The following is a 23,761-nucleotide window of genomic DNA, read 5'->3' as shown; positions in this document are numbered from 1 at the left end:
TCCGCTCACGCGCCGCGATCGTCCTCGTCGATCCGCAGCAGCCGGCCGGCGTTCGCGATCACGATGAACGTGCCGACGTTATGCAGGATCGCCGCCCACACCGCGCCGAGCATGCCGGTCGCGGCCAGCGCGATCACCGCGAGCGTCCATGCGAGGCCGATCGCCGCATTGGTCGTCGCCGTGCGCCGGCAGCGCCGTCCCAGGCGGATGCAGGTCGGAATCCGCCGCAGGTCGTCGCCCAGCAGCACGACGTCGGCCGACGCGATCGCGATGTCGACGCCGCGCTCGCCCATCGCGATGCTCGTCGAGCCGGCCTTGATCGCCAGCACGTCGTTCAGCCCGTCGCCGACGACGAGCGGATTCAGGCCCGCGCCGATCTCGCGCATCACGTAGTCGAGCTTGTCGTGTGGCAGCGCCTGCGCGACCACCGTCTCGATGCCCGTCTCGGCCGCGACCCTGCTCGCGACGCGCTCGAGGTCGCCCGTCAACAGCGTCTGCCGCGCCAGGCCCAGCGTCCGCAGTTCGGCAAGCGCCTCGCGCGCGTCGGGCCGCAGCGTATCCGCGAAACCGAACCACGCAAGCAGCCGCCCGCCGAGCACGAGGCCGACGAGCGGCCCGTCGAAACCGTCCGGAGCCGGCGGCAACGCATCGACGTGGTCGGCCAGCAGCGCGGGCCGACCCAGCACAGCCGTGCCGTCCGGCGTATCGGCGACGACACCGAGGCCGCGCAATTCCCGCGTGCGTTCGAATGGCGCAACGGCGGCGCCGGTGAGACCGGACGCGGCGGCATCGCGAACGAGCGCGCGGCTCGCCGGGTGCGCGCTGCTTTCGCCGAGCCGTGCGGCCAGCGCACGCGCCTGCGCGCCGTCGACGCCTGGCTGCAACCACATCTGCCGGACCTGCAATTCCCCGCGGGTGAGCGTGCCCGTCTTGTCGATCACGAGCGAATCGACTTCGGCGATCTTGTCGAGGAACGCGGCATTGCGAAACAGGATGCCGTGCCGCGCGCCGACCGCGATCCCGGCAATCGCCGTGGACGGCGCGGCGAGCACCAGCGCGCACGGGCACGCGGCCACGATGACGGCGAGCATCGCCGACGCATTCGCGGACGTGAACCAGACGATCGCCGCGATCAGCAGGACGAGCGCGAGATACGCGCCCATGTGCCGCTCGAGCACCTGCGTGACGGGCGGCTTCGCCTGCTCGGCGTGCTGCATCAGCGCGATGATCTTGCCGAGCGTCGAATCCTTGCCGGTGTGAGTGACCTCGATGCGCAGCACGCCGTCGAGATTCAGTGCGCCGCCATACACAGCACTGCCCGTATCGACGTCGAGCGGCACGGATTCACCGGTAATCGGCCCGTTGTCGACGCTCGACGTGCCGGCCACCACGATGCCGTCGACCGGAATGCGCGCGCCGGCCACCACCTCGATGCGGTCGCCCGTCCGCAGCGCGTCATAGGCGACTTCGGCTACGCTGCCGTCCGGGCCGATGCGGCGCACGCGGCCGGCCGTCAGCCGGCCGAGCGCGCGGATCGCCTCCTGCGAACCGAGCACGCTGCGCTCTTCGAGCGCATGACCGAACGTCATCACGATCGGCAGCAGCGCGGCCGTCGTCATGTCGCCGATCGCCCACGCAGCCAGCATCGCGAGCGCGATCAGGCGATCGGTCACGCCGTGCAGGCTCGGTGCGCGCAGGCTGTGCCATGCACTCGCAAACACCGGCCCCGCGACGATCAGCGACGCGAGCGCGGCAAGCAATTGTGCAAGCGTGTCGCCGCCGGCCGACAGCATGCGCCATGCGAACGACAGCACGAGCAGGCCGCCCGCGAGCAGCGCCAGCGCGATCTGCCGCGTGATCGTGTGGCGTTCGTCGGAGGACAGCGCGTAAGCCGTCGTGCCGGCGGGCGCGGCGTCCGGCTGCGTGGCCGGTTCGGCGAGCGAATTCATCGGGCGTTTCCGGGCAGGATCAGGTTCGAGGTGTCGTGCGGATCGATCGTCGTCACGCGCCCGGCTTTCGACAGCACGCGCTGCACGCGATCGCGATACAGCCGCGCCAGCAGCCCCGGATCGCCGTTCTCGCGGAGCGTCGCGTCGAGCTGCCGGATGTCGAGCGTGTCGGTCTGCGCGGTGGCGACGCGTTCGGCCGCGTGGGCCTGCGCGTCCTGGACGATCCGGTCGGCATCCTGCTGCGCGTCCTGGCGCCGCTGTTCGGCGGCGGTGCGTGCTTCGGCGATGGTCCGCTCGGCGACCTGCAGCGACGTCAGCACCGCGTTGAACGCGTCGGCGGCCGCACCGGGAAACGCGGGCTGCACGTCGACGCGCGCGACTTCGACGCCGAGCCCCGCATGCGCCGCGTCGAGCGCGCGCAGGTGCCGCGCGATCGCATCGGCGAGATCGCCACGCAACCGTTCGCGGCGTGCGGCCATCTGCCGGTCGGCGGCCAGTTGCTCGGGCCGGGCGACCAGGATCGCGTCGAGATCGCGGGTCGCCGCGACCTCGACCGCCGACGCGGACACGATCCGCTCGAGCGCGGCGTCGAGACGGTCCCGCTGCAGCACATATGCATACGGATCGCTGACGCGGTAATAGAGCACCGCGCTCAACGCGACCGCGCCGCCGTCGCCCGTCAACACGTAGCCGGAACCGGCAAGCGCGTCGGGCAACCGCGCGACGCCCTGCACGGACGGCGCGAGCGCCCGCGGATCGCGGTCGAGCGAGCGGATCCGCTGTTCGAGCACGCGCGCGGCGCCCGGCACGAGCAGGACCGATTCGAACGGCTGCGGCCATGCGATCACGAGCCCGGCGTCCTGGGTGCGCACGAGCGCGCCGAAACGCATCACGACCGCACGGCTGTCCGCCGGAATCCGCCGGATGTTCGAGCCGGCCCACGCGCACGCGGCGAGCACCGCGAGCGCGGCGACGAACCAGAACGACAGGCGCACGGCCTGCGCGCCCGGCCCGAGCGGCGGTGCGGACGGGTCGCTCATCGCGCCGCCTTGTGCGACTTGGGCGCCGGCGCGGCCTGCCCCGACGCGTCGCCCGGGCCCTGCACGAGCACGCGGAACGGCGCGGCGTCGGTGCGCAGGATCAGGTTCGTATTGGTGCCGACCACCGTGTTCAGCGTGTCGAGCGAACGCAGCATCGTGTACAGGTGCGGGTTGCCCGCATAGCTCTTGCCGTAGATGTCGGCCGCGTCCTTGCGCGATTGCGCTTCGATGCCGGCGGCTTTCACGTTCGCATCGGCCAGCGCGATGCGCGCGTCGCGCTCGGCGTCCGAGCGGATCTGCGCGGCCTCGCGATTGCCGTCCGCGGTGCGCTGCGCGGCCACCGTCTCGCGTTCCGCGCTCATCCGGTCGACCGTCGCGGCGAGCGTAACGGCCGGCAGTGTGAGCCGTTCGAGCCCGACCTGGGCGACCCGCACGCCGTAAGCCGCATAGAGCTGCGCGTCGATCTGCCGGCGCAGCGCATCTTCGAATTCGCCGATCTTCACCTGGGCCGGATCGGTGTTCACGAGCGACGCGAGATCGTATCCGGCGGAGGTCGTCTGCAGCGCGGAGCCGACGAGCGAGCGGATCTGCCGCGCCGCTTCATCCGGCTCGTTGCCGACCGCACGCATGAAACGCCCGATGTCGCGCGCATCGGCCGGCACGCGCCACGCGACGTAGGCCTCGACGATGATGCGCAGCCCGTCGCGGGTACCGACATCCTGCAGGCCGCTCGACGTGGTGTGCAGGCGCAGGTCGACCGGCGTCACCGCATCGATCGGCGCGGGCAGGCGCCACGCGAGCCCGGGTTCGAGCAGCACGCGCACCGGCCGCCCGAAGCGCGTGATCACCGACGCCTCGCCGGCACGCACCTGCACGAAGCTCGCGACCGCGAGCGCGACGAGCACGCACAGCAGCGCGACGGCGACGCGCAGGCGGAACGCGCCGGGCGGCTGCGGGGCACCGCGATGCGCGTGGTGGTCGTGGCCATGGCCGTGGTGCGCATGATCATGCGCGTGCGAATGAAACAGACTCACGATATCGCCCCGGGTGCGGCGTCGCCCGCGTGCGGGGCGGCGGCACGGCCTGCCGCCGTGGTGCGCCGCCCGCGCGGATCGCGCCGCGACATGTCAATGGATGCCGGCCAGATCGCCGGCGGGAGTATTGCGAAGATCGACGGTCGCCCGCGTGCCGTCGGCAAGCCGGTCGTCGATGATCGTCATGCGCGCGTTGCGCAGGCCGCGTTGCAGCCGGTCGAGGTAATACTCGAACGGAAACGCGGGGCCGCCGAGCCGGTACGCGACCACGTCGGCATCGAAATCGATCTGCTGCACGCGCGCCGACGACAGCGTGTCGCCGGCCTGCGCTTCGGCGTGCGCGACCCGTTCGAGCGCCTGCTGCTGCGCGTTGCCGAGCAGACCGGCCGCGAAGCCGCGCGCCTGCGCGACGCTGCCCTGCGCGCGGATCTGTGCGGCCTGCACGTCGTGGAATGCGGCCGCCGCGCCGGTCGGCGGATGCACGCTCTCGATCACGACCGCGATCACGTCGACACCGCTTTGCAGCCGGTCGAGCTGCTGCTGGATCGCGCGCTTCAACTGGTCGGCCATCGCGGCCTGATTCGTTTCCAGCAGCGACTCGAGCGTATGCGACGCGAGGTAGTGCACGAGTGCGCGATTGGCGCTCGTGCGCACCGTGCTTTCCGGGTCGATCGTGCGATAGAGCGCCGCGCGCGCGTCGGCGTCGGTCGGGCCGAGCCGGTAGTCGACCCGCACGTCGGCGTTGACGATCTGGAAGTTCTGGCGGTCGCCGTTCGCGCCGGCGATCACCTGGGTGGTTTCCCACGGATGCGGCGCGTCCCACAGACGATCGAGGCGTTCGGGCGTCGGGTCGTCGGCCAGCACGGGCGTCGGATCGGCGTTGCCGTCGTTCGCGCTGCCCGCGATCGCGACCTGGTGCACCGCGCCGTTGTCGACGATGCGCGCGCGCCCGAACGGCCAGGGCAAACCGACGTGCAGGCCCGGCTGCCAGACCGCGACCGGCGCGCCGAACCGTTCATACACCGCGCGCTGCTCCGGGTTCAGCACGACGATGGCGGTCAGCAGCCACGCGCACGCGACGGTGGCGGCGAACGCGCCCGGCAGCAGCCGCACGAAGCTGCGCCAGCCCCAGCTCTGCCGCAGGTCGATCCCGTAACGATGGCGCAGTTCGGCGCCGAGCGACGCGAACGGCGACGGGCGCCGGCTCAGCAGCCCGGCGATCGCGCTGGTCGGCACGACCGCGCCGCGCGGCACTGCAAACCACGACAGCACACCGCGCAGCGCCAGTTCCGCGGCGACGGCGGCGTTGAGCAGCGCCACCGCATGCACGAGCCAGTCCGCCGTGCGGTGCCGGAACGCGAACCAGGCGGCGGCCAGTGCCCCCGCTAGCGCGGTGACGAGCGCGACGCGCAGCACCCGTGTGAGCGACGCGGACACCGCCGAATTGCCGGCCGCCGCCGCATGATGGCGTTCGGCGACGAGTGTCAGAAACGCGAGGACGATGCCTGCCGCACCGGCCGCGAGCGTGGGTTCGGGCGCAGCCATCGCGCGAATCAGCATGACGGGCGACGGCGGCTGCCACGCGAGTGCGGCAAGCGCGACGGAGAGCGCACCGCCGGCGGTGACGGCCCACGGCCGCCAGTCGATCGCGGCGGCGATCGCCGGCCACGGGTTGTCGTCGTGCTCCGGTTCCTGCGTGCGGCTGAACGCATGGCGCAGCCAGTCGGCGAGCAGCGTGGCGGCCGATCCTTCCGGAGGATGGCGGCGCGCACGTCCGGCGAGCAGCACGCCGATCGCGACGACGAACACGTTGCACCACGCGCTGGCGAGCGGCGCGCACCAGCGCAGGTCGGCGGGCAGGATGTCGACCGCGCTCAGCGTGCCGAGCGCGGCGACCAGCAACGCGGCGGCGCCTGCGACCGGCGCGAGTGCGTCGCGGCCGGACGGGCTGCCGGGAATGTCGTCGTTGCCTTCCGCCTGTTGCCCCATCGGGGGTTCCTTACGTACGCGTTACAGGGTGCGCAGGAGTCCGTGCGGATTGCTGCGAGCGGCAATGTAGCGCGGCGGATGATGAAACTCAAGGCATCGATGCGATTGGCACGAAGGACGAAACAGTCGCCGGGATCGAACCTTTCCGCCGCCTTGCGGCCAACGGCGATCGCCGACCTTCCGCACGGCGAGCATCCGGGATTCAGATCCGGTGCCGGTACGTCGCCGTCTCGATCTCCAGCACCCGGCCGGAATGCGGCAAGAACGCGATACGGACACGCTCGCCGCTACGCAAGTTGTCAAAGGTGTCCTGGTCGACGTCAAAGCGCCGGCGCGGCACGTCGGGGCCGTGGTCGGCAATCAGCAGGTAGTAGCTCGGCACGCCGCCGACATGGCGCACGTCGAGCCGGGCCACCGTGGTGTCGAGCACGAACTTCCGGTTGGCTTTCAGGTCGAGCGAGACTTTGCGCTCGTACCACTTGCCCATCAGATACATGCTCAGGCTGGTCAGCACGATAATCCCCGCGACCCACTGGAACGTCAGCAGCGGAGATTTGATTCGCTCCGTGAGGAAGGCGAGGCCGACGGGCACCGCGGTAAACACGAGCGCCACCACGACGATCAGCAGGCCGCCGCCTTTCATGCTGCGCAAGCGGGCGCGCTCGTCGGGCTCCAGCGGTTCGGTCGTCAAAGTCGGCATGGTTCTCCTGTCGCGTCTCGACCGGAAATGGCGCGTGCAGCGCCGAGATTGCCGACCATGCTATCGCGCGGCACCGCTCCTGTCATCGCCGCGATTGCGTCCGGGATGCCGCCGACACGCCGGTCGCGATCCGCGACCGCCGCGTCATCGCGCACAACGCGATGCCGGCAAACTTCGCCGGCATTCAGGTTAGCAGTAGGGGGCAGCCGGTAAGGCGGTGGACTACGGCTTGTTCCATGGCCGACCATGGGTCCAGGATGCATTGACGCCGCTATGGTCAACCTGTCTCGCGGCGCCGCCTGGGGAGGGAGCCTCCATGAAGCCTGTTGCCGTGCCGGCCGGCGGGGGTGGCCGTCCGGCACGCAAAACCTTTATCGACGATTCCGTCGATCCCGGCGTGACGCCGGCTCATCGCTCAATGCGACATCCCGACGAACGTCGGCAGCAGCACGCGATACACGTGAATCATCGCCGGCCCGAGCAGCACCAGCATCAGCGCGGGGAAGATGCAGAAGATCAGCGGGAACAGCAGCTTCAGCGCGATCTTCGCGGCCCGCTCCTCCGCACGCATCCGGCGCCGCGTGCGCAGCATGTCCGACAGCACGCGCAGCGATTCGCTGATGCTCGTGCCGAAGCGATCGGCCTGGATCAGCATCGTGCAGAACGATTCGATATCCTCCACACCGGTGCGCAGCGCGAGATTGCGCAGCGCCGTCTCCTTCGTGAAGCCGGAGCGCATCTCGAGCAGCAGCAGGTCGAGTTCGCTCGAGACCACCTCGCTGCTGAACCGCAGCTCCTCGCTCACCTTCATCAGCGCCGCGTCGAGCCCCAGGCCCGCTTCGACGCACACCGTCAGCAGGTCGAGCGCGTCCGGGAAATCCTCGAAGATCTTCTGCTGGCGCACCTTGACCCGCTGCGACAGCACGATGTTCGGGATGTAGTAGCCGATCCCGGCGAGCACGACGAGGATGACCGACAGGATCTCGCGCTCGTTCCCGAGCCGGGTCGTGACCAGCACCAGCAGCGCCGCGCACGGCAACAAGAGCGCGAGCAACGTCTTCGCGGTGAAATACAGCGCGGCCGCGCTCTGGTTGCGCCAGCCGGCATTCATCAGCCGGATGCGCAGCGGCGAACTCTCCCAGCCCTCCTTCGGCACCGACAGCCTCGAGATCGGGGTCGACAGTTCCACCAGCTTCGCGACCCAGCGCGACGTCGTATCGTCGCCGTCGCCGGAGCCCGTGCCGACGACGGCGCCACCGGCCTGCTGAATCCGGCGCTGGATGTTGCGCGGCGCGAACAGCAGCATCGCGGCGAGTGCGCCGCCGGCCACGAAGAGGAACAAGCCACCCAGCATGACGGCGTGGACTACGCTCAGGTTTTGCATGACAGCCTCGCAACGGTTCGTTATTCGGCTCGCGCGTCAGACGCGAATCCGGACAATGCGGCGGATCCACAACAGGCCAAAGAGCATCGACACCAGCATCACGCCGACCATCCTGATCCCGGCCGGATCCTCCCAGAGCACCGACAGGAACTCGCGGTTCAGCAGCGCGATCGCGCCGGCGGTACCGAACGGCAGCAGCCCGAGAATCCACGCCGACAGCCGCCCTTCCGCCGACAGCACGCGCACCTTGTCGAACAGCTTGAAGCGCTCGCGGATCAGCCCGGAGATGCTGTCGAGCAGCTCGGCCAGGTTGCCGCCGGTCTCGCGCTGGATCAGCACCGCGATCACGAAGTAGCGCAGGTCCTGCACCGGCACGCGCGTCGCGAGGTTCGTCAGTGCGTCGTGCAACGACACGCCGTAGTTGACCTCGTCGAACGTGATCCGGAACTCGCCGCCCATCGGATCGGGAAACTCTTCGCTCACCATCCCGAGCGTGCTCGTGAACGAATGACCGGAACGCAGTGCGCGCGCGATCATGTCGCAGATGTCCGGCAACTGCCGTTCGAGCTTGCGCATGCGCCGCCGGCGGCAGCGCATCACGTACAACGTCGGCCAGCATCCGGCAAACAGCGCGATCGGCAGCACGGCCAGTTGCGGCAACGTGGCGAAGCTCAGCGCCAGCCAGGCGAGCGCCGGGAACACCGCGCTGAGCACCACCAGCTTCGACAGCGTCCAGTCGAGGCCCGATTGCTGGATCAGGAGATCGAGCGTCTGCACGCGCGGCATGCGCAGCAGCAACCGGTCGAACGGCTTCGACTCGTCGAGCATCCGCTTCTTCAGGATCGACAGCCGCTCCTGCTGCACGTTGCCGCCGGCCGACATCGCGCGGATGCGCGACTCGATCCGGCGCACGGCGGTGCCATGCCGCGCGTTCCACCATTGATAGGCGCCTTCGATCGTCAACACGACGGCGACGAAGGTGAGAATCACAAAGGCGTAAAAGATCGTGTTCATGAGGCCTCCCCGGCAGCCAACGGCGCCCTGTCGTCAGTTCGTCTCGTAACGCTGCGACGGGTCGTAGAGCGAATCCGGCAGGTTGATGCCGAATGCCTGCAACCGCTCGACGAACTTCGGCCGCACGCCGGTCGCGCAGAAGTGGCCGCGTACCGAGCCGTCGCGGTCCACGCCCGTGCGCTTGAACGTGAAGATCTCCTGCATGTTGATGATGTCGCCTTCCATCCCGGTCAGTTCCTGGATGCTGACGATCTTGCGCTTGCCGTCGGTCAGCCGCGCGGCCTGCACGACCACCGAGATCGCCGACGCGATCTGCTGGCGCATCGTCTTCGGCGGCAGCGTCAGGCCGGAGACGCTGATCATGTTCTCGAGCCGCGTCAGCGCATCGCGCGGCGTGTTCGCGTGGATCGTCGCGAGCGAGCCTTCGTGGCCGGTGTTCATCGCGTTGAGCATGTCGAGCGCTTCCGCCCCGCGCACTTCACCGAGGATGATCCGGTCCGGGCGCATCCGCAGCGCGTTGCGCACCAGCGTGCGCTGCGTGATCTCGCCCTTGCCCTCGATGTTCGGCGGGCGCGTTTCGAGCCGCAGCACGTGCGGCTGCTGCAGTTGCAGCTCGGCGGCGTCCTCGATCGTCACGATCCGCTCGTTGCGCGGAATGTAGCCGGACAGGATGTTGAGCAGCGTCGTCTTGCCGCTGCCGGTGCCGCCCGACACCAGCACGTTCACCTTCGCGCGCGACAGCGCGTCGAGCAGCTCGGCCATCGGCGGCGTCAGGCTGTGGTAGCGCACGAGGTCGTCCATCTTCAGCGGATTCACCGCGAAACGCCGGATCGACATCAGCGGCCCGTCGATCGCGGACGGCGGGATGATCGCGTTCACGCGCGAACCATCCGGCAGCCGCGCGTCGACCATCGGGCTCGATTCGTCGATGCGGCGCCCGACGCGCGACACGATCTTCTCGATCACCTTCATCAGGTGCGCGTCGTCGTAGAACGTCACGTCGGTCAGTTCGAGCTGGCCGCTGCGCTCGACATAGACCTGCCGGTACGTGTTCACGAGGATGTCGGAAATGCCGGGGTCGCGCAGCAGCGCTTCGAGCGGGCCGAAGCCGAACATCTCGTCATACACGTCGATCGCAAGCTGCCGGCGCTCGATGTCGTTCGCGGGCATCCGTTCGTCGTCGAGGATGCGCGAGATCAGCGCGGCGATTTCCTGCCGGACCTGATCCTGCTGCAGCCGCGACAGACGCTCAAGCTCGACGCGCTCGAGCACGGCCAGGTGAATTTCACGGCGCAGCTTCTGGTACGCGTCGCGTACCGACGAATGAGCCGGGCCGCCCGGTTCGCTGCCCGCCGCCAGCGGCGGGGTCCGGTGCAACGACATCTGTTCGCGCAATGACATGATCGATTCCCCGAAAGAATTACATGGACTTGAGCTTCGGCGTGGCCTTGCGGCCGAAGAACCTGGACATCAGCGGTTCGCTGCGCGTGGCGCCGTGTCCCGCGCGCACCTCCCCTTCGACCAGCTGTTTCGCGTAACCCTGCAGCGCACGCGTGACCGCCGTGCCGCGTGCGAGCCGCGATACCGGATGGCCCTGGTTGATCGCTTCGAGCACGGTGTCGGCGTCGTCGGGAATCGTGCAGGCGGCCTTCAGGCCGAGCACTTCCTCGAGCGCGGTGCGGGTCCGGTCGCTCGCGCGCGTCGCGCGGTTCAGGATGAGCCGCATCTGGTCGGTCGAGTAGCCGAGCGACACGAGAATCTCCAGCAGCCGGCGGCCGGCGCGCACGTGCGGCATCGTGGGCTGCATCACGAGCTGGATCTGGTCGCTGCGATCCAGCGCGACCATCGACAGCGGATTGATGCCGACGCCGATGTCGAAGATCACGAAGTCGTAGCGCGGCGCGGCGACGCCCAGGATCCATTCGAGCGCGTCCTCGCGCATCTCGGCGGCCTTGACCGGGTCGCCGGCGCCCGCGAGCACGTGGAAGTTTTCCGTCACGTGCGCGACGCTCGCGTCGAGAAACGCGCTGTCGAGCCGCTCGATCTGCGTGCACAGCTGCGGCAGCGTCGACGGCGGGGTTTCGTCGCTGACGAGAAAGGCCGCATCGGCGAACTGCTGGTTCAGGTCGATCAGCAGCACACGGCGCTTGAAGCCTTCCGCGATCTCGAATGCGACGTTGCTGGCCGCGAAGCTCGTGCCGGCCCCGCCCTTGCACGACATGAACGACACGATCCGCGTATCGTCGGTGTCGCGCCGCGTGCTTTGCGCGGCCGCGCGTTCGAGCGCGTTGCCGAGCGCCTGCGGGTCGAGCGGCCACTGCAGCACGTCGCGGGCGCCTGCGCGCATCGCGTCGAGCAGCACGTGCGGCGATGCGTCCGCGGTCACGAGGATGCAGGTCAGCCCGGCGTGAGCCCGGCAAATCCGCTCGATCGCCGACAGCTCGGAGGCGTCGAGCGACGTGCCGTCGACCAGCAGGATGTCGAACGCGTCGAGCCCGTCGGTGCGATGTTCGATCTGCGACGGGCGGCCGGTCGCGCGCGTCGCGCGATAGCGTCCGCAGTCGGCCACGAGGCGCGCGATCTGCGTGAGTCGCGCGGTGTCGTCGGAAGCTACGAGGATGTTGATCATGTCGTGTGCCTCGCCTGTTCGATCAGTTGCAGTTGGCGCCGCCGGTCGCGGAAGTCAGGCTTTCGCGCGGCAGCGTCGTCGTGAACGGCGGCATCTTCACCGTGACGTTCACGAACGGAATCATCGTCTTGACCGTGACGTTCGTGACGCTCACGGTCACGAACGAGCACGAGGTCACGTCGCAGTTGGCCGGCGAGTAGTTCACCGACACGTTCGCGCTCGACAGCAGCGGCAACATCGCGGTCACGCGCTTCGCGACCCCGGCGGCATTGACGTCGCAGACCACCGCCGTGCGCGCACCGAGGCGCACGGCTTCGCTCGCGGTGTTCCAGTAGAACAGCACGCGGCCGAATTCGAAGATGCCGATCAGCAGCATGATCAGGACCGATGCGATCAGCCCGAACTCGACGAGTGCCGCGCCGCGCTGGCCGCGCCGGCGCGATAGCGGGAAATGGCGCGCGTTCATGACACTTGCCTCATCACGGTGACGATGTTGCCGAACGTGATCGACGTGAGCCCCGGATACACGGGGATCGGCTGGTACTGGTAGCCCTTGATCTTCACTTCGACGACGTTGATCGCGCCCGACGCCGAACCGCTCGCCGCGTTGTTGTTCGAGTCGTAAGTCGGCAGGTTCGCGAACTGCGACGGGTCGGACGAGTCGCTGCAGCCAGTCGTGTGCTGCGCGTCGCAGATCGTCACCATCGAGGTCGTGAGCCCCGGCACCAGCTCGGTGCCGGACGCACCGCACGTCGTGCTGCCGTAGACGACGAGGCACTGCGCCGCCGACACCGGATACGCGCTGTCGGTCGGCAACCAGACCGACAGGTAGCGCGCCGCATCCCGCGTCGCCTTGGTCAGCGTCTCGTACTGGTAGATCGCGCGGCCGAACTCGGCCACGCCGGTCGCGAGCAGGATCATCGGCATCAGCACGATCGCGAACTCGACGGCGACGACGCCACGGGTGCGCGAACGGCGAAACGGACGGGTTTTCATGATCGTCTCTCCGCTATTGAACGAGCATCGGAACCTGGGTCCCGGACGCGCTGCCGCTGCCCGGCATCCCGTGCGTCGCGCACGGGTTGTTGCCGGAAACCGACGAGCCGAGATATTCGAGGTGCGCGACGACACCGCCGCTGCCGGGGCTGAACGGCAGCGGATCGAGCATCAGCACGCAATCCCATTGCGTGACGTGCACCTTGCCGCTGTTGCCGTTCAGCGTCGAGCAGTCGCCTTCCGGGGCAAGCGCGACGCGGCGGTCGCCACCGTTATTCTGGTAATTGGCCTGCGACCACGTGCCGTTGGTCGCGACCCCGCTGCCCGACGGCGGCGCGCCGTCGCCCTGGTAGGACTTGAAGGTCGTGCGGTCGGTCACGAACTGCGTGTAGGCGTCACCCTTGATGCCGGCGGTTCCGGGCGGCCCGTAGTTCGGGCCGACATACGCGTAACCGGTGAAGTCCGGCTGGCCGCTCGACCCGTTCGCGCCGTTCGTATAGATACCGAAGCGCGTATTCCAGGCACGCAGCGACGCCGACTTCAAGCCCGTGGTGCTGAGGTCCGGCGGGCTCGTGATGTTGCAGGTGTTGCCCGACAGCTCGCCGGCCAGGGTGGGTTCGTTCGTCGAGCCGTCGAGCGCCGCCCAGCCGAAGTTGCCGGGCCCGTAGGTCGACGACGACCCGGACGGCGACGTGATCCAGTCGCCGACGTTGTAGGACGGCGCGCCGGTTGCGCGGCACACGAACACCGGGATCGCGCAGGTCGTCTGGCCACCGCCCACCGTCGCGATCGCGCTGGCCGACACGGTCGCCGCGTTTGCCAGCTTCGCGCCCGGCAGCACGTTCAGCACCTCGATGAACCAGTGCGCGATGTTGCTCAGCGACGCCGTGCACTGTACGTACTTGATGTTGGCCGGCGTCGTGACCGAGTTCTTCGTCAGGAACGCATTGGTCAGCGAATCGCTGAACGTGACGTTCGCGTTCGTCGACAACTGCACCGACTTGTTCTGGAAGAACACGAAATTCAGGTGGCCGGCGGCGATGCCGTCCGCCTCGGCCACGGAGAGGCTGATGGCCCCGGTCAGATCACGCGCAGCGGACAGCGCGCACGCATCGGCGCTGTTCTGCAGTTCGCTGCGCGTGACGTACAGCTTGCCAAGATCCAGCGCGAGGCCGACGAACCCGATCATCACCGCCAGTGCGAGACCGACGATGATCGCGACGGCACCGCGCTGGCGATGCAGGCTGCGACGCATGACTTTCGGATAGCGAGCTGCGCTGTTCATGGCGTTCTCCCTGAGCGTGCCGTCGTTACTGGTTGGCCTTGCCGATGCCGATCACGAACGCATTGGTGGGCGGATCGATCTGCTTGAACGACTTGTCGTAGTTGTCGAGCGCCGACGCGGCCGCGTTGCCGTCGACCACCGTCGTCGCGGCCGCGTGTTCGGCGGCATGCGGATCGATGATCTGGGCTTGTGTCACGGCGCGGACCGATTCGCCGAAGCGGGTGTCCCACACCGGGGTCGACGACATGCAACCGGCAAGCGCGAAGGCCAGCGGTACGGCGAGCGCCGCGCGGCGCACGAATACGAGGTAGGCGGATTTCATGAGTGTCCCCTTGGATGGCATCAACGATCGGTGGACTCGGGTTCCGAGCGGGCGATCTGCGCGTGGGCAGCCGCCGGGATCCGGTGCTTCGGTCGCGCCGGCGTCGCCGGCTGGGCCGGTGCGTTGGAGCCGGCCGCGGCAAGGCGCGCGGCGGCGGCTTCGATGTGCGCGATACGGGCCGCGTTGGCCGCGTCGGATTGCGGCACGGTGGCCGCCACCGGCGCGGGCGCCTTCTGCGGCTCGGCCGTTACCGGCGGCTGCGCGTCCGCACCGTGCGGCGCGCGCGGCGCGGGCAGCGCGGCGGCCGGGCCGGCCGGCGCATCCGATTGCGGCGCCGGTGCGGGGGCTTGAGCGGGTGCCTGAGCCGGTGCCTGCGGGGCTGCTGCTGCGCCGTTCGCCGGTTGTGCGCCTGGCTTGCGAACCCCGCCGCGGCCTTCCATGTTGCCGGTCGCATACACGTCGGCTTCGTTCGGCTTCGAGAAGCTGTCGGTCGGCAGCGGCACGTCGGCGGTCTGCAGCGGCTTCACGAGGTGCGGCGTGATCAGGAAGATCAGCTCGGTACGGTCCTGCTGGAACGACGTGCTGCGGAACAGCGCGCCGAGCACCGGCACTTCGCCGACACCCGGGATCGACTTCAGCGCGCCCGTCACGTTGTCCTTGATCAGCCCGCCGATCGCGAACGATTCGCCGTCGCTCATCTGGACCGTCGTCGACGCGCGCCGTGTCGTGATCAGCGGCAGGATCGACGTGCCGCCGATGTTGGTCGCGCTCAGCGTGACGCCCGTCTGCGACAGTTCCGACACTTCCGGCGCCACCTTCAGGCTGATCCGGCCATTCGCCAGCACGGTCGGCGTGAACTTCAGCGCGACGCCGAATTCCTCTTCCTGCAGCGTGATCGACGACGTGCCGTTGCCGCTGCTCTGCGGGATCGGGATGAAGATCTTGCCGCCGGCGAGGAACGTCGCTTCCTGGCCGCTGATCGTCACGAGATTCGGTTCCGCGAGGATCTTGACGAGGTTGTCGGTGTTCTGCACATCGGCCGCGATGCTGAACGGCTTGTTGTTCGCCTTGTTGAAGACGGCCCCGCTCGCGACGCCCGCCAGCAGGTTGCTGACCAGCGCGCCGCTCCACGAACCGAACCCGCCCTGGATGTTGAATGCGCTGCCCATCTGGTTCAACAGCGTCTTCGACACCTCGGCCACCTTCACCTCGAGCATCACCTGCTGCGGCGACGTGACGGCCAGCATGTTCAGCACGCCGCCACCGCCTGGCTTGCCGCCCGCGGCCGGGTCGCCGGAGCTGTCGCCGTAGGCGTGCGCGATCTGCACGGCCTGTTGCGCGGCCTGCGAGCTCGACACCGTGCCCGACAGCACGATCGTGCCGGCCGCGGTCGTCACGCGAATGTCGCGTTCGTTCGGCATCAACTGCTGCAGCGACGCCTGCAGGCCGCCGGCATCCGCGCCCACCGCCACGTCGATCACCCGGCATGCACCGCTTCTGCCCTGCACGATCATGTTGGTCGTGCCGACCGACAGCCCGAGGATGTACAGCGTCTGCGGCGACACCATCGTGGCCTGCGCGACGGCCGGATTGCCGATCGTCCGATTGCGGACCGGCTCCGGCATCGGCACCAGCAGCGACTTGCCGAGCGGCACGCTGACGCTGGTCGATTCACGCACCGCGCCGACGCAGTTCGGCCCGCGCAGCGGTCCCGCCGACGCGGCGGGTGCGGCGGCCGCCACCGGCGCCATGCTGATCGTCATCTGCATCGGCCCCTTGCCGACCGCGGCCGGCGCGCTGGCGCCCCCTTTCGTCAGCACGGCCGACTCGACACCCTCCTGGGCCAGTGCGCCATAGACGGTCAGCCATCCGGAACAGAGGATCGCGGCCATCATCGTGCCCCGAGCGACGCGTGTACGCAGCGGGCCGGTACCTGTGCATTGCGGTTTGATCTTCATTTCGTCTGATCCCCCGAGAGACCGGCGCTGCGCCGGTTATCGACTTCCAAGGCCGCCGTGTCTCACTGACGGCCGATCTGTTTATCTGGATGAATAGGTCTGCTTCAGAAACATTCGACGCTGCCCCGCACGCCCGTCAGCACGCCGACGCAGTCGCGCCGCACTTCCGGCGCCGCGTGCGATGCGACGTGTACGCGTACCGTCCGTACATGGACCGGTGCCGGCGGCGCTTCGGGTGCGGGCTCCTTGCCGAGCAGCGTCAGCTTGGTCGCGCCGTCGGTGTTCAGCGTCTTCTGGTCGACCTGGTTGCGCAGCACGAGCGACAGCGTGCCGACGCTGCGTGCGAGGTCGAGCCGTTCGGCCTGGTCGGGCGTGACTTCCAGCGTGACCGCGTTGACGACCTTCGGCGCCGTGTCGTCGCGGCTGACCTGCTGCGCGACGGCGAGCACGAGGATGTGTTCGAGCACGATCTTGGAGATGCTCTGCCCGTCGGTCTTGCCTTGCTGTTCCTGCGTGTTGACGATCACGTCGACGTAGTTGCCCGGCAGCGCGAAGCCCGCGACGCCGACCACGTCGTTCACGCGCACCGTGATCGCGCGGCTGCCGTCCGAGATCACCGCGGACAGCCCGCCCTTCGTGCCGATCGGCGCGAGCTTCGACTCGATCACCGGCTCGTCCCGCGACAGGCTGGTGCGGACCACGCGCCCTTCGAGCGACTTGGTATCGGTGAACGCGCCGGTCGGCACGCTGCCCGACGGCCAGTTCACCATGTGGATCTGGTTCGGCCCGAGCGGTTCGCCCAGGTTCAGGTCGGTGGCCGCCACCGCAACCGGCGTGACCGAGCTCGTGGATGTCTGCATCAGCCAGTGGGACGCGAACAGGACCGCGGCAAGACCCGCGACCATCGCGACGACCAGCATCATGACCGCTCGACTGTTTTTCATGGCAATGCTCCTCGACGAATCGTGAAAGAAACCGCTCAACCGGTGACGCTGGTGCGCCCGCCGCGCTCGACGGGCGGCGGATGGCCGCCGTCCCGTTCAGGCGCTGAACCGAAATAGCTCGCCCAGGCGTCGTACAGCGCGTCGTGCGTCACTTCGGGCGGATCGCCGCGGTAACGCGCGCCGGCAGCCACGAGACGCAACAGGTCTGCCGGGAAACAGGCGAGAAACGCCTTGCCGGTCGGCAGGTGCAGCCGATGCAGCAGGTAGTCGAATGCGTCGTGTGCCGCGACGAGGCCCAGCGACGAGCAGGCCGCGTCGAACAATGCGCGGTAGTCGTCGATCGACAGCGCGCCGACATGCAGCTTCGAGCCGAGGCGGCGCAGGAACGCGTCGTCGCCCAGTTGCTCCGGCGACAGGTTGCTCGAGAACACCGGCCAGACGTCGAACGGCATGACGAAGCGGTTGCCGGATTCGAGCGTCATGAAGTCGACGCCGCGATCGAGCGGGCGCAGCCAGCGATTGAGCAGGTCGCGCGGCTCGACGCGCTGCCGGCCGAGATCGTCGACGACGTACATGCCCATGTTCGCCTTCATGTGCGGCGGCGCCTGGTAGAAGCCGGCGGCCTCGTCGCGGCGCAGGTCGAGCTCGTCGAGCGTCAGTTCGCCGCCGGACATCACGACCGGCCGTTCGCACAGGCGCCAGCGGCGATCGACCGACTGGCCGCCGGGTTGCGATGCCGCGTCGACATGCACGAGCGGATCGTAGATCTGGATCACTTCGCCGGCCGCGCAGATCGCGTGCGGCACCGGCACGTAACCGTGCATCAGCGAGCCGAGCCGCTCGGCGAGAAAGGTCTTGCCGCTGCCGGCCGGGCCGTAGATCAGCAGCGGACGGCCCGCGTTCAGCGCCGCGGCCGCCGCGTCGAGCACCGCCGTGTCGATCACGATGCCTTCGAAGGCGGCCCACACGTCGTTCTGGCCGATGTGCAGGTTGCGCACCGAATGCGCGGCCACGCATTCGAGATACGCGTCGAGCGTCACCGGCGCGGGCCCGCTGTAGCCGCTGCGCGCCCGTTCCTCGAGCGCCAGCACGCGGCCCGCGTCGGTCAGGCGGAACGTCACGTCGAGATCGGTCGCACCGCGATGGGTGAGTTCGACGAGGTGCTCGCGCACCAGGAATGCAAAGACGTCGTCGAGCACCGCGAGCGGCAGGCAGTGCCGCTCGACCAGGTCGCCGTACGACGGGCGGCCGAGCATCAGCGTCGACTTCAGCACGAGCCCGGCGACGAACGTCTTGCTCAGTCCCGTGTCGTCGAGCGAGCGCGGCGCCGCGGGCAATGGCATGCCCAGCTTCGTATGCGCCTCCCGCGACGGCAACGGATCGGGCAGATGGGCCACCTGCGCGTCGCGTCTCGGTTCGGTATGGTTCGTGTTCATGGTCGTTCCGTCCTCGTTGCGGATGCGTCGCGCTACACGTACGACGCGAACAACATGGCCAGCGTGCCGGCCGCGATCGCTACGCCATACGGCAGCGAGCCGACCGACGTCATTTCCGCGGCGCCGTCGGCGGCGGCCGCACCCTTGCCTTGCGCGTGCCGCGCGATCAGTGCGCGGACGTTCGCCCACATCTGGCGCATCCGCCCGCGCAACAGCACGACCGCGAGTGCACCGATCCCGCCGGCCACGAAGGTGGCCAGCACGATGTAAAACGTCATTTGCGCGCCGACCCATGCGCCGATCGCGAGCATCAGCTTCACGTCGCCGGCCGCCATTCCGCGCAACAGGTAGAACGGCAGCAGCAGCGCGAAACCGGTCGCGGCGCCGGCAAACCAGCCGAGTGCGCCCGCCACGACGCCGTGCAACACGCACTGGGCGACCAGCGCGCCGGCGAGGCCGAGCGCGACGAGGCGGTTCGGGATGCGGCGGGCCGCGATGTCCGTGCCGGCCGCGGCAACCGCGAGCAGCGTCACGCACAACGGAATCGGGTAAGGCGGCGCAACGGGTAACATGGCGAACCTCACGGAGCGGATCGAAGGATCAGGAAACCATCGCCAGCGCGGTGGCGGCGGCGGCCATGACGGCCGTTGCGATCACCACGTACGTATCGGCAAGCGAGCCCCGCAGCGTCACGACGCTGCCCAGCACCGCGACAGCGAACGTCGCGGCGAGGAACGCAGACTCGATCGACGTCACGCCCCGTTCGTCGCCGAACCTGGAGCTTGCGATACGCACCCTGGGTTGCATGATGGTCTCCGGTTCCCGGTCATCGGGGGCGTGGGAGCGGCTCGAACGCTGCACCGGCCGAGCCGTCCGCACGCGCTGCCCTTCAACGGCCTCAAATGGCCGAGGTCAGGTCGGCAGCGATCGTGGTGAACACGGTCTTGAGCTCCGTGCCGACCGCGGTGACTGCGACGATGATGCCGACTGCGATCAGTGCAGCGATGAGGCCGTATTCGATGGCGGTCACGCCGTCTTCATCGCGCACGAAACGGGCGGCTTGTTGAATGAACTTGGACATGATGATCTCCTTGCGTGGTTACTTTTAAGCACCTCGGGTGCCGGCTGGTCGGATGACCATGCATCGATACGGCGAGGCAGGTGTTGATGCCGTGTGGTGGCGACGAGCAATTCGGATGTTTCGTTCGTCGTACCGTCCATCAGAGTGCTGTTACCGCCGAGTCCAGACTTGACGCGATCGTGCTGAACACGTTCGACAGGTCCGTACCCACCGCCGTCAATGCGACGATGATGCCGACCGCGATCAGCGCAGCGATCAGGCCGTACTCGATGGCCGTCACGCCGTCCTGATCCTGAACGAACCAGGCGATCTTTTCGATGATTCTTGACATAGGTACTCTCCTTTCGGACTGCTATTAATTACCCTTCGTCCGCCAGGACGTCGGGACGGGCACCACCGGCACTACTCGAAAAATCGGAACGCGCCGCTCAGCTGCGGGAACGGGGATGCACATCCCTGTCCGTGCGAACGGGTATCAATGAGGCAGAGAGCCAGAGAGGCGTGTACGGTGCGACCGGCCGGATGAACCGCGCGATCCGGTCGACCGGAACGGCACGACTGCCGTTCGACGCATGGAATCCAGTTGAACGGGAGACAAACTCCCGGCAAAGCTGCAATGTGTCTTTAACGCGGTTTGCGAGCCGCACTGTGCTGTGGTCTTTCATTTTTATTCCCCATATGCTGCCATGCCGATTTCTTATTGCCCTGAAGAGACCGGGTCTCATTGGTCATTCGACGAAAGCTGCGTGGTGAATCCACCTGGAGCTGCGTATTCCCCGACGCGCTCCGGCCTTCCTTTCCGCAGGTGATTCCGAAGCTGGTTCCGTCTGTCTTTTGCCGGAACCGCCCGGTCGTCACCTCGTCGACTGCCGTGCCAACGCTTACGCAAAGAGCAGGCCACCCAGGGCGAAATCCAGGCGTATCAAGGGTTCCGGCGATGCCCGCGTTCGTCGGCCCACGGCCCGATGCGAGAAATGTTTCAGAATTGATATGGGTTCGTCCGCAAGCGTTGTAAGCCGGAACGCCCGCAGCCGCGCTGCGTCAAGGATCAAAAATTTTTACTCGGGATTTTCCCGAACGTCCGCAGCGGCCTGCGCTGCACGCGATCGGCGGGATGCGGCCCCGGTCAAAATGACGGAATGTTTCAACGCAGAAACAAAAATGCCGATCGCGTCGATTACTCATACCTGAAAACACGCTTTTCGCGCGTCTCGCCAGACAATCTAAATACCGGCTTTCAGTGCGCGGTTTGCATCACGCGATTTTTTCTTCAACAATGAATTCACCGGACAACGCCATTTCAGGGCGATTCGATCCGCAGGCACGACAACATGAAACGGCTGCGACAGACCACGCAGCCTCTACACACAGACGGGGAATCATGTACACAGCCAATCGTGGGACGCGCGTTCGCGCCGTACGCTGTGCTCAATGGCTGACAGCCGACCGGATCATTCCGTACAGCTGCATCGTGCTGATGCTCTTCGTCGCATTGCTGGCCGTTTGGGGCGTCGTGACCGATGGCTTTACATCGAGCGACGTTACCCGTCCGGGTGTCGACTTCTCGGTCTTCTGGACCGCATCGCATCTCGTGTTGCAAGGCCATGCCGCATCGGCCTACGACCCTACGTCATTCCTGCAGGCCGAGACCGCGCACTTCGGTGCGTATCTGCAGCATCGGCCGCTCCCCTGGCTCTATCCGCCGACGATGTTGCTGTTCATCGCGCCGGTTGCCCTTGTGCCTTTCCTGCCCGCTTACCTCCTTTTTTCCGCGGGCAGTCTTTTATGCTATGCGTTCGCCGTCTCGCGGTTGTCGGGATTGCGCGCGCATCTTCCCGTGCCGCGCGCCACGGCGCTCGTCATGATCGCGTATTCGGCCGTGTGCCTGTCCGCACTGTTCGGCCAGAACAGCATCCTGACCGCCGGCATCGCCGCACTCGCGCTGCATCTGCTCGGCAAGCGCCCGATCGCGGCCGGCGTGTTGATCGGGCTGCTCGCGATCAAGCCGCAACTGGCCGTGGTGTTCCCGTTCGCGCTGATCGCCGCGCGTGCGTGGCGCGCGTTCGGGGCGGCGGCAATCAGCGCGACGCTGTTAGCCGCGGCCGGGATCGCGCTGACCGGTGCCGGCGCGCTGCATGGGCTGGGCGCGGCCGTGTCGACGGTGCGCGACCAGCATTTCATGCTGCCGTCGTACTGGCTTGCGTCGCCGACGCCGTTCGCCGCGCTGCGGCTCGCGGGCGCATCGGTGGCGGTCGCGCTGACCGCGCAGGCGGTGGTTGCGCTGCTCGCGATCGCGGCGACCATCGACGTGTGGCGCCGCACGCCCGACATGCGCTTGCGCGGCGCAGTCCTGTCCGTCGCCACCTTGCTGATTACGCCCTATCTGTGGCACTACGAACTGACCTGGCTCGGTATCGCGATCTTCTGCCTGATCGCCCATGGCTTCGATGAAGGCTGGCTGCCCGGCGACCAGGCCGTGCTCGTGCTGGCCTGGCTGCTGCCGATCTTCGAGATGCTGAACCGGTTGATGAAGCTGCCGCAGATCGGTCCGATCGTGCTGCTTGCCGTGCTGTTCGTCGTCGTTCGCCGCACCGCGCAGCGCTCGCCGCGGAACGCGTGATGAAGACGCCCCTTTCCATTCGCCATGCCCATCCCGCGATGGATGTGCATCCGGAGCTCCCGATCGCCGGCCCGCGCCGCTATCCGCACTGGCTCAATCGCGATCGCGTGCGCGCCTACGCCACCGGCGTGTTGCTGACCGAGCTGCTGTTCATCGGCATCTATATTGCCCGGGTGGCCTTGCAGCATGCCAACGCGCTGACCCCGCTGTCGCAGGATTTTTCCGCAATCTGGAGCGCCGCATGGCTCGCCGCGCACGGGCGTGCCGCCGACGTCTGGCATTTCGACGCGTTGTTCGCGATCCAGCAGATCGCCGTCCCGGGCATGAATCTCGAGAACGGCGTGCTCCTGTGGCTCTATCCGCCCAGCATGCTGTTGCTGGTCTTGCCGCTGGGCTGGCTGCCGTATATGGCGGCGGTCGTGCTCTGGCTCGGGATCACGTGCGTGCTGTTCGCCGCCGTCATTCATGCGACCGTGCAGCGCGGCACCGCGTGGCTGTGCGCGCTGGCCTTCCCCGCCGTCTTCGTGACCGTCATCGTCGGGCAAACCAGCCTGTTTACCGCCACGCTCGGCGGCCTCGGCCTGCTGCTGCTGAATCGCCGCCCCGTCTGGGCCGGGATCTGCTTCGGCATGCTGATGATGAAGCCGCAGGTGGCCATCCTGATCCCGCTCGCGCTGCTGTGCGCCGGCCAGTGGCGTGCGCTGGCCGCGTGGGCGGCGACGATTGCCGCCTGTGTCGCGCTCGCCGCGCTCGCGTTCGGTACCGACTCGTGGCTTGCGTTCGCCCACGCGATGCACGAGGTCTACCAGGTCGTCGGCGCCGGCCACGCGAAGCTCGCGCGGATGCCCACCGTGTTCGCGCTGGCCGCGATGGCGGGCTGGCCCGCCTACGTCGCCAGCGGACTTCAGCTGCTGTCGGCATCGATCGCGGCCATCGCCGTCGTCTATGCATGGCGCGGCGCGTGCTCGTATGCGCTGCGCGCCGCGACCCTCGCCTGTGCCTGCCTGCTCGTCAGCCCCTATCTGTACGACTACGACCTGACCTGGTACGGCATCGTGATCGCGTGGTACGTGCGCTATGCGTGGACGCACGGCTGGCGGCGCTTCGACCGCGAATGGCTGGTGCTGCTGTGGCTGATGCCGCTCGCGGGCCTCGCCGTCGTGCCGCATCTGTCGTTCCAGTTCATGCCGCTCGTCACGCTGGCGTCGCTCGGGCTGCTCGTCGGCCGGATCGCCCGGGAACGACACGACGTGCCGTCGATGCCGGACGCAAGCGACAACACGACCGAAACCGCGTTCACGCATCAGGCCAGAACGCACCACCGCCCGGCGTACGGATTGCGCCGCACCGGCAGACCGACCATCGGCGCCCATCGGTGAA

General features: G+C 68.1%; 22 protein-coding genes. 2 read left to right on the top strand and 20 right to left on the bottom strand.

Annotation, left to right across the window (positions count from 1 at the left end; genetic code table 11):
* Positions 1 to 5: 5 nt before the first annotated feature.
* The 20 genes from ACN8ZM_RS22140 to ACN8ZM_RS22045 all read right to left on the bottom strand — a co-directional run bounded on the left by ACN8ZM_RS22140 (position 6) and on the right by ACN8ZM_RS22045 (position 20,092).
* Complete coding sequence (locus tag ACN8ZM_RS22140) at positions 6 to 1,949, bottom strand: heavy metal translocating P-type ATPase (RefSeq protein WP_420212385.1); 1,944 nt, start codon at positions 1,947 to 1,949, stop codon at positions 6 to 8.
* Entirely contained in the window at positions 1,946 to 2,989 is a 1,044-nt protein-coding gene (gene hflK, locus ACN8ZM_RS22135; protein ID WP_420212384.1) for a protease modulator HflK, read from the bottom strand. Before hflK (ACN8ZM_RS22135) ends, ACN8ZM_RS22140 begins: the two co-directional genes overlap by 4 nt.
* Positions 2,986 to 4,023 carry a protease modulator HflC gene (hflC, locus tag ACN8ZM_RS22130; RefSeq protein ID WP_420212383.1) on the bottom strand — a complete coding sequence of 346 codons (1,038 nt, stop codon included), beginning with the start codon at positions 4,021 to 4,023 and terminating at the stop codon, positions 2,986 to 2,988. The genes hflK (ACN8ZM_RS22135) and hflC overlap by 4 nt, the downstream gene beginning before the upstream one ends.
* A gap of 93 nt (positions 4,024 to 4,116) precedes the next feature.
* Positions 4,117 to 6,012, bottom strand: coding sequence for a protease modulator HflK (hflK, locus tag ACN8ZM_RS22125; protein ID WP_420212382.1), 1,896 nt, complete (start codon positions 6,010 to 6,012; stop codon positions 4,117 to 4,119).
* Between the two features lie 202 nt (positions 6,013 to 6,214).
* Complete coding sequence (locus ACN8ZM_RS22120) at positions 6,215 to 6,712, bottom strand: hypothetical protein (RefSeq protein ID WP_420212381.1); 498 nt, start codon at positions 6,710 to 6,712, stop codon at positions 6,215 to 6,217.
* A 415-nt stretch (positions 6,713 to 7,127) separates the two neighbouring features.
* Positions 7,128 to 8,096: a type II secretion system F family protein gene (locus tag ACN8ZM_RS22115; RefSeq protein ID WP_420212380.1), complete on the bottom strand. Its 969-nt coding sequence runs from the start codon at positions 8,094 to 8,096 to the stop codon at positions 7,128 to 7,130.
* Positions 8,097 to 8,132: 36 nt separating this feature from the next.
* Positions 8,133 to 9,110, bottom strand: coding sequence for a type II secretion system F family protein (locus ACN8ZM_RS22110; RefSeq protein WP_043183807.1), 978 nt, complete (start codon positions 9,108 to 9,110; stop codon positions 8,133 to 8,135).
* A 33-nt stretch (positions 9,111 to 9,143) separates the two neighbouring features.
* Entirely contained in the window at positions 9,144 to 10,511 is a 1,368-nt protein-coding gene (locus ACN8ZM_RS22105; protein ID WP_043183808.1) for a CpaF family protein, read from the bottom strand.
* 19 nt (positions 10,512 to 10,530) lie between these two features.
* Positions 10,531 to 11,739, bottom strand: a complete 1,209-nt coding sequence (locus tag ACN8ZM_RS22100) for an AAA family ATPase (protein ID WP_043183809.1) — start codon at positions 11,737 to 11,739, stop codon at positions 10,531 to 10,533.
* 22 nt (positions 11,740 to 11,761) lie between these two features.
* Positions 11,762 to 12,205: a TadE/TadG family type IV pilus assembly protein gene (locus tag ACN8ZM_RS22095; protein ID WP_043183810.1), complete on the bottom strand. Its 444-nt coding sequence runs from the start codon at positions 12,203 to 12,205 to the stop codon at positions 11,762 to 11,764.
* Positions 12,202 to 12,735, bottom strand: a complete 534-nt coding sequence (locus ACN8ZM_RS22090) for a TadE/TadG family type IV pilus assembly protein (RefSeq protein WP_420212379.1) — start codon at positions 12,733 to 12,735, stop codon at positions 12,202 to 12,204. The genes ACN8ZM_RS22095 and ACN8ZM_RS22090 overlap by 4 nt, the downstream gene beginning before the upstream one ends.
* Positions 12,736 to 12,748: 13 nt before the next feature.
* A complete protein-coding gene (locus ACN8ZM_RS22085) occupies positions 12,749 to 14,020 on the bottom strand; it encodes a pilus assembly protein TadG-related protein (protein ID WP_420212378.1) in 1,272 nt (423 codons plus the stop codon).
* Between the two features lie 25 nt (positions 14,021 to 14,045).
* The gene (locus ACN8ZM_RS22080; RefSeq protein ID WP_089452634.1) at positions 14,046 to 14,342 is read right to left on the bottom strand and encodes a hypothetical protein; all 297 of its coding nucleotides are present in this window, start codon (positions 14,340 to 14,342) and stop codon (positions 14,046 to 14,048) included.
* A 20-nt stretch (positions 14,343 to 14,362) separates the two neighbouring features.
* The gene (locus tag ACN8ZM_RS22075; protein ID WP_420212377.1) at positions 14,363 to 16,300 is read right to left on the bottom strand and encodes a type II and III secretion system protein family protein; all 1,938 of its coding nucleotides are present in this window, start codon (positions 16,298 to 16,300) and stop codon (positions 14,363 to 14,365) included.
* Positions 16,301 to 16,404: 104 nt separating this feature from the next.
* Entirely contained in the window at positions 16,405 to 17,244 is an 840-nt protein-coding gene (gene cpaB, locus ACN8ZM_RS22070; RefSeq protein ID WP_043183817.1) for a Flp pilus assembly protein CpaB, read from the bottom strand.
* 35 nt (positions 17,245 to 17,279) lie between these two features.
* Complete coding sequence (locus ACN8ZM_RS22065) at positions 17,280 to 18,680, bottom strand: ATP-binding protein (RefSeq protein ID WP_420212376.1); 1,401 nt, start codon at positions 18,678 to 18,680, stop codon at positions 17,280 to 17,282.
* A gap of 32 nt (positions 18,681 to 18,712) precedes the next feature.
* A complete protein-coding gene (locus ACN8ZM_RS22060) occupies positions 18,713 to 19,252 on the bottom strand; it encodes an A24 family peptidase (RefSeq protein ID WP_420212375.1) in 540 nt (179 codons plus the stop codon).
* A 28-nt stretch (positions 19,253 to 19,280) separates the two neighbouring features.
* Complete coding sequence (locus ACN8ZM_RS22055; protein ID WP_301770951.1) at positions 19,281 to 19,487, bottom strand: Flp family type IVb pilin; 207 nt, start codon at positions 19,485 to 19,487, stop codon at positions 19,281 to 19,283.
* Positions 19,488 to 19,578: 91 nt separating this feature from the next.
* Positions 19,579 to 19,761, bottom strand: coding sequence for a Flp family type IVb pilin (locus tag ACN8ZM_RS22050; protein ID WP_043183821.1), 183 nt, complete (start codon positions 19,759 to 19,761; stop codon positions 19,579 to 19,581).
* 139 nt (positions 19,762 to 19,900) lie between these two features.
* Positions 19,901 to 20,092, bottom strand: coding sequence for a Flp family type IVb pilin (locus ACN8ZM_RS22045; RefSeq protein ID WP_089452629.1), 192 nt, complete (start codon positions 20,090 to 20,092; stop codon positions 19,901 to 19,903).
* A 1,050-nt stretch (positions 20,093 to 21,142) separates the two neighbouring features.
* On the opposite strand from ACN8ZM_RS22045, the gene ACN8ZM_RS22040 reads away from it, so the two are divergent.
* The gene (locus tag ACN8ZM_RS22040; RefSeq protein WP_420212374.1) at positions 21,143 to 22,381 is read left to right on the top strand and encodes a glycosyltransferase family 87 protein; all 1,239 of its coding nucleotides are present in this window, start codon (positions 21,143 to 21,145) and stop codon (positions 22,379 to 22,381) included.
* On the top strand, positions 22,381 to 23,760 hold the full coding sequence (locus ACN8ZM_RS22035; RefSeq protein WP_420212373.1) for a glycosyltransferase family 87 protein: 1,380 nt from the start codon (positions 22,381 to 22,383) through the stop codon (positions 23,758 to 23,760). Before ACN8ZM_RS22040 ends, ACN8ZM_RS22035 begins: the two co-directional genes overlap by 1 nt.
* The last annotated feature ends 1 nt before the right edge of the window (position 23,761 follow it).

Source organism: Burkholderia aenigmatica, assembly GCF_048627025.1.
Lineage (GTDB): Bacteria > Pseudomonadota > Gammaproteobacteria > Burkholderiales > Burkholderiaceae > Burkholderia > Burkholderia aenigmatica.
Note: the sequence above shows the minus strand (reverse complement) of the source record. Positions and strands in the feature narration are given on the sequence as shown.

Coding starts and splice junctions, on each gene's coding strand:
- ACN8ZM_RS22120 (WP_420212381.1), bottom strand. CDS start 6,712: ATGCCGACTTTGACGACCGAACCGCTGGAGCCCGACGAGCGCGCCCGC.
- ACN8ZM_RS22035 (WP_420212373.1), top strand. CDS start 22,381: ATGAAGACGCCCCTTTCCATTCGCCATGCCCATCCCGCGATGGATGTG.
- ACN8ZM_RS22110 (WP_043183807.1), bottom strand. CDS start 9,110: ATGAACACGATCTTTTACGCCTTTGTGATTCTCACCTTCGTCGCCGTC.
- ACN8ZM_RS22115 (WP_420212380.1), bottom strand. CDS start 8,096: ATGCAAAACCTGAGCGTAGTCCACGCCGTCATGCTGGGTGGCTTGTTC.
- ACN8ZM_RS22080 (WP_089452634.1), bottom strand. CDS start 14,342: ATGAAATCCGCCTACCTCGTATTCGTGCGCCGCGCGGCGCTCGCCGTA.
- hflK (WP_420212384.1), bottom strand. CDS start 2,989: ATGAGCGACCCGTCCGCACCGCCGCTCGGGCCGGGCGCGCAGGCCGTG.
- ACN8ZM_RS22045 (WP_089452629.1), bottom strand. CDS start 20,092: ATGTCAAGAATCATCGAAAAGATCGCCTGGTTCGTTCAGGATCAGGAC.
- ACN8ZM_RS22055 (WP_301770951.1), bottom strand. CDS start 19,487: ATGCAACCCAGGGTGCGTATCGCAAGCTCCAGGTTCGGCGACGAACGG.
- ACN8ZM_RS22140 (WP_420212385.1), bottom strand. CDS start 1,949: ATGAATTCGCTCGCCGAACCGGCCACGCAGCCGGACGCCGCGCCCGCC.
- ACN8ZM_RS22095 (WP_043183810.1), bottom strand. CDS start 12,205: ATGAACGCGCGCCATTTCCCGCTATCGCGCCGGCGCGGCCAGCGCGGC.
- ACN8ZM_RS22040 (WP_420212374.1), top strand. CDS start 21,143: ATGTACACAGCCAATCGTGGGACGCGCGTTCGCGCCGTACGCTGTGCT.
- ACN8ZM_RS22065 (WP_420212376.1), bottom strand. CDS start 18,680: ATGAACACGAACCATACCGAACCGAGACGCGACGCGCAGGTGGCCCAT.
- ACN8ZM_RS22085 (WP_420212378.1), bottom strand. CDS start 14,020: ATGAACAGCGCAGCTCGCTATCCGAAAGTCATGCGTCGCAGCCTGCAT.
- hflK (WP_420212382.1), bottom strand. CDS start 6,012: ATGGGGCAACAGGCGGAAGGCAACGACGACATTCCCGGCAGCCCGTCC.
- ACN8ZM_RS22050 (WP_043183821.1), bottom strand. CDS start 19,761: ATGTCCAAGTTCATTCAACAAGCCGCCCGTTTCGTGCGCGATGAAGAC.
- ACN8ZM_RS22075 (WP_420212377.1), bottom strand. CDS start 16,300: ATGAAGATCAAACCGCAATGCACAGGTACCGGCCCGCTGCGTACACGC.
- ACN8ZM_RS22090 (WP_420212379.1), bottom strand. CDS start 12,735: ATGAAAACCCGTCCGTTTCGCCGTTCGCGCACCCGTGGCGTCGTCGCC.
- cpaB (WP_043183817.1), bottom strand. CDS start 17,244: ATGAAAAACAGTCGAGCGGTCATGATGCTGGTCGTCGCGATGGTCGCG.
- ACN8ZM_RS22100 (WP_043183809.1), bottom strand. CDS start 11,739: ATGATCAACATCCTCGTAGCTTCCGACGACACCGCGCGACTCACGCAG.
- ACN8ZM_RS22105 (WP_043183808.1), bottom strand. CDS start 10,511: ATGTCATTGCGCGAACAGATGTCGTTGCACCGGACCCCGCCGCTGGCG.
- ACN8ZM_RS22060 (WP_420212375.1), bottom strand. CDS start 19,252: ATGTTACCCGTTGCGCCGCCTTACCCGATTCCGTTGTGCGTGACGCTG.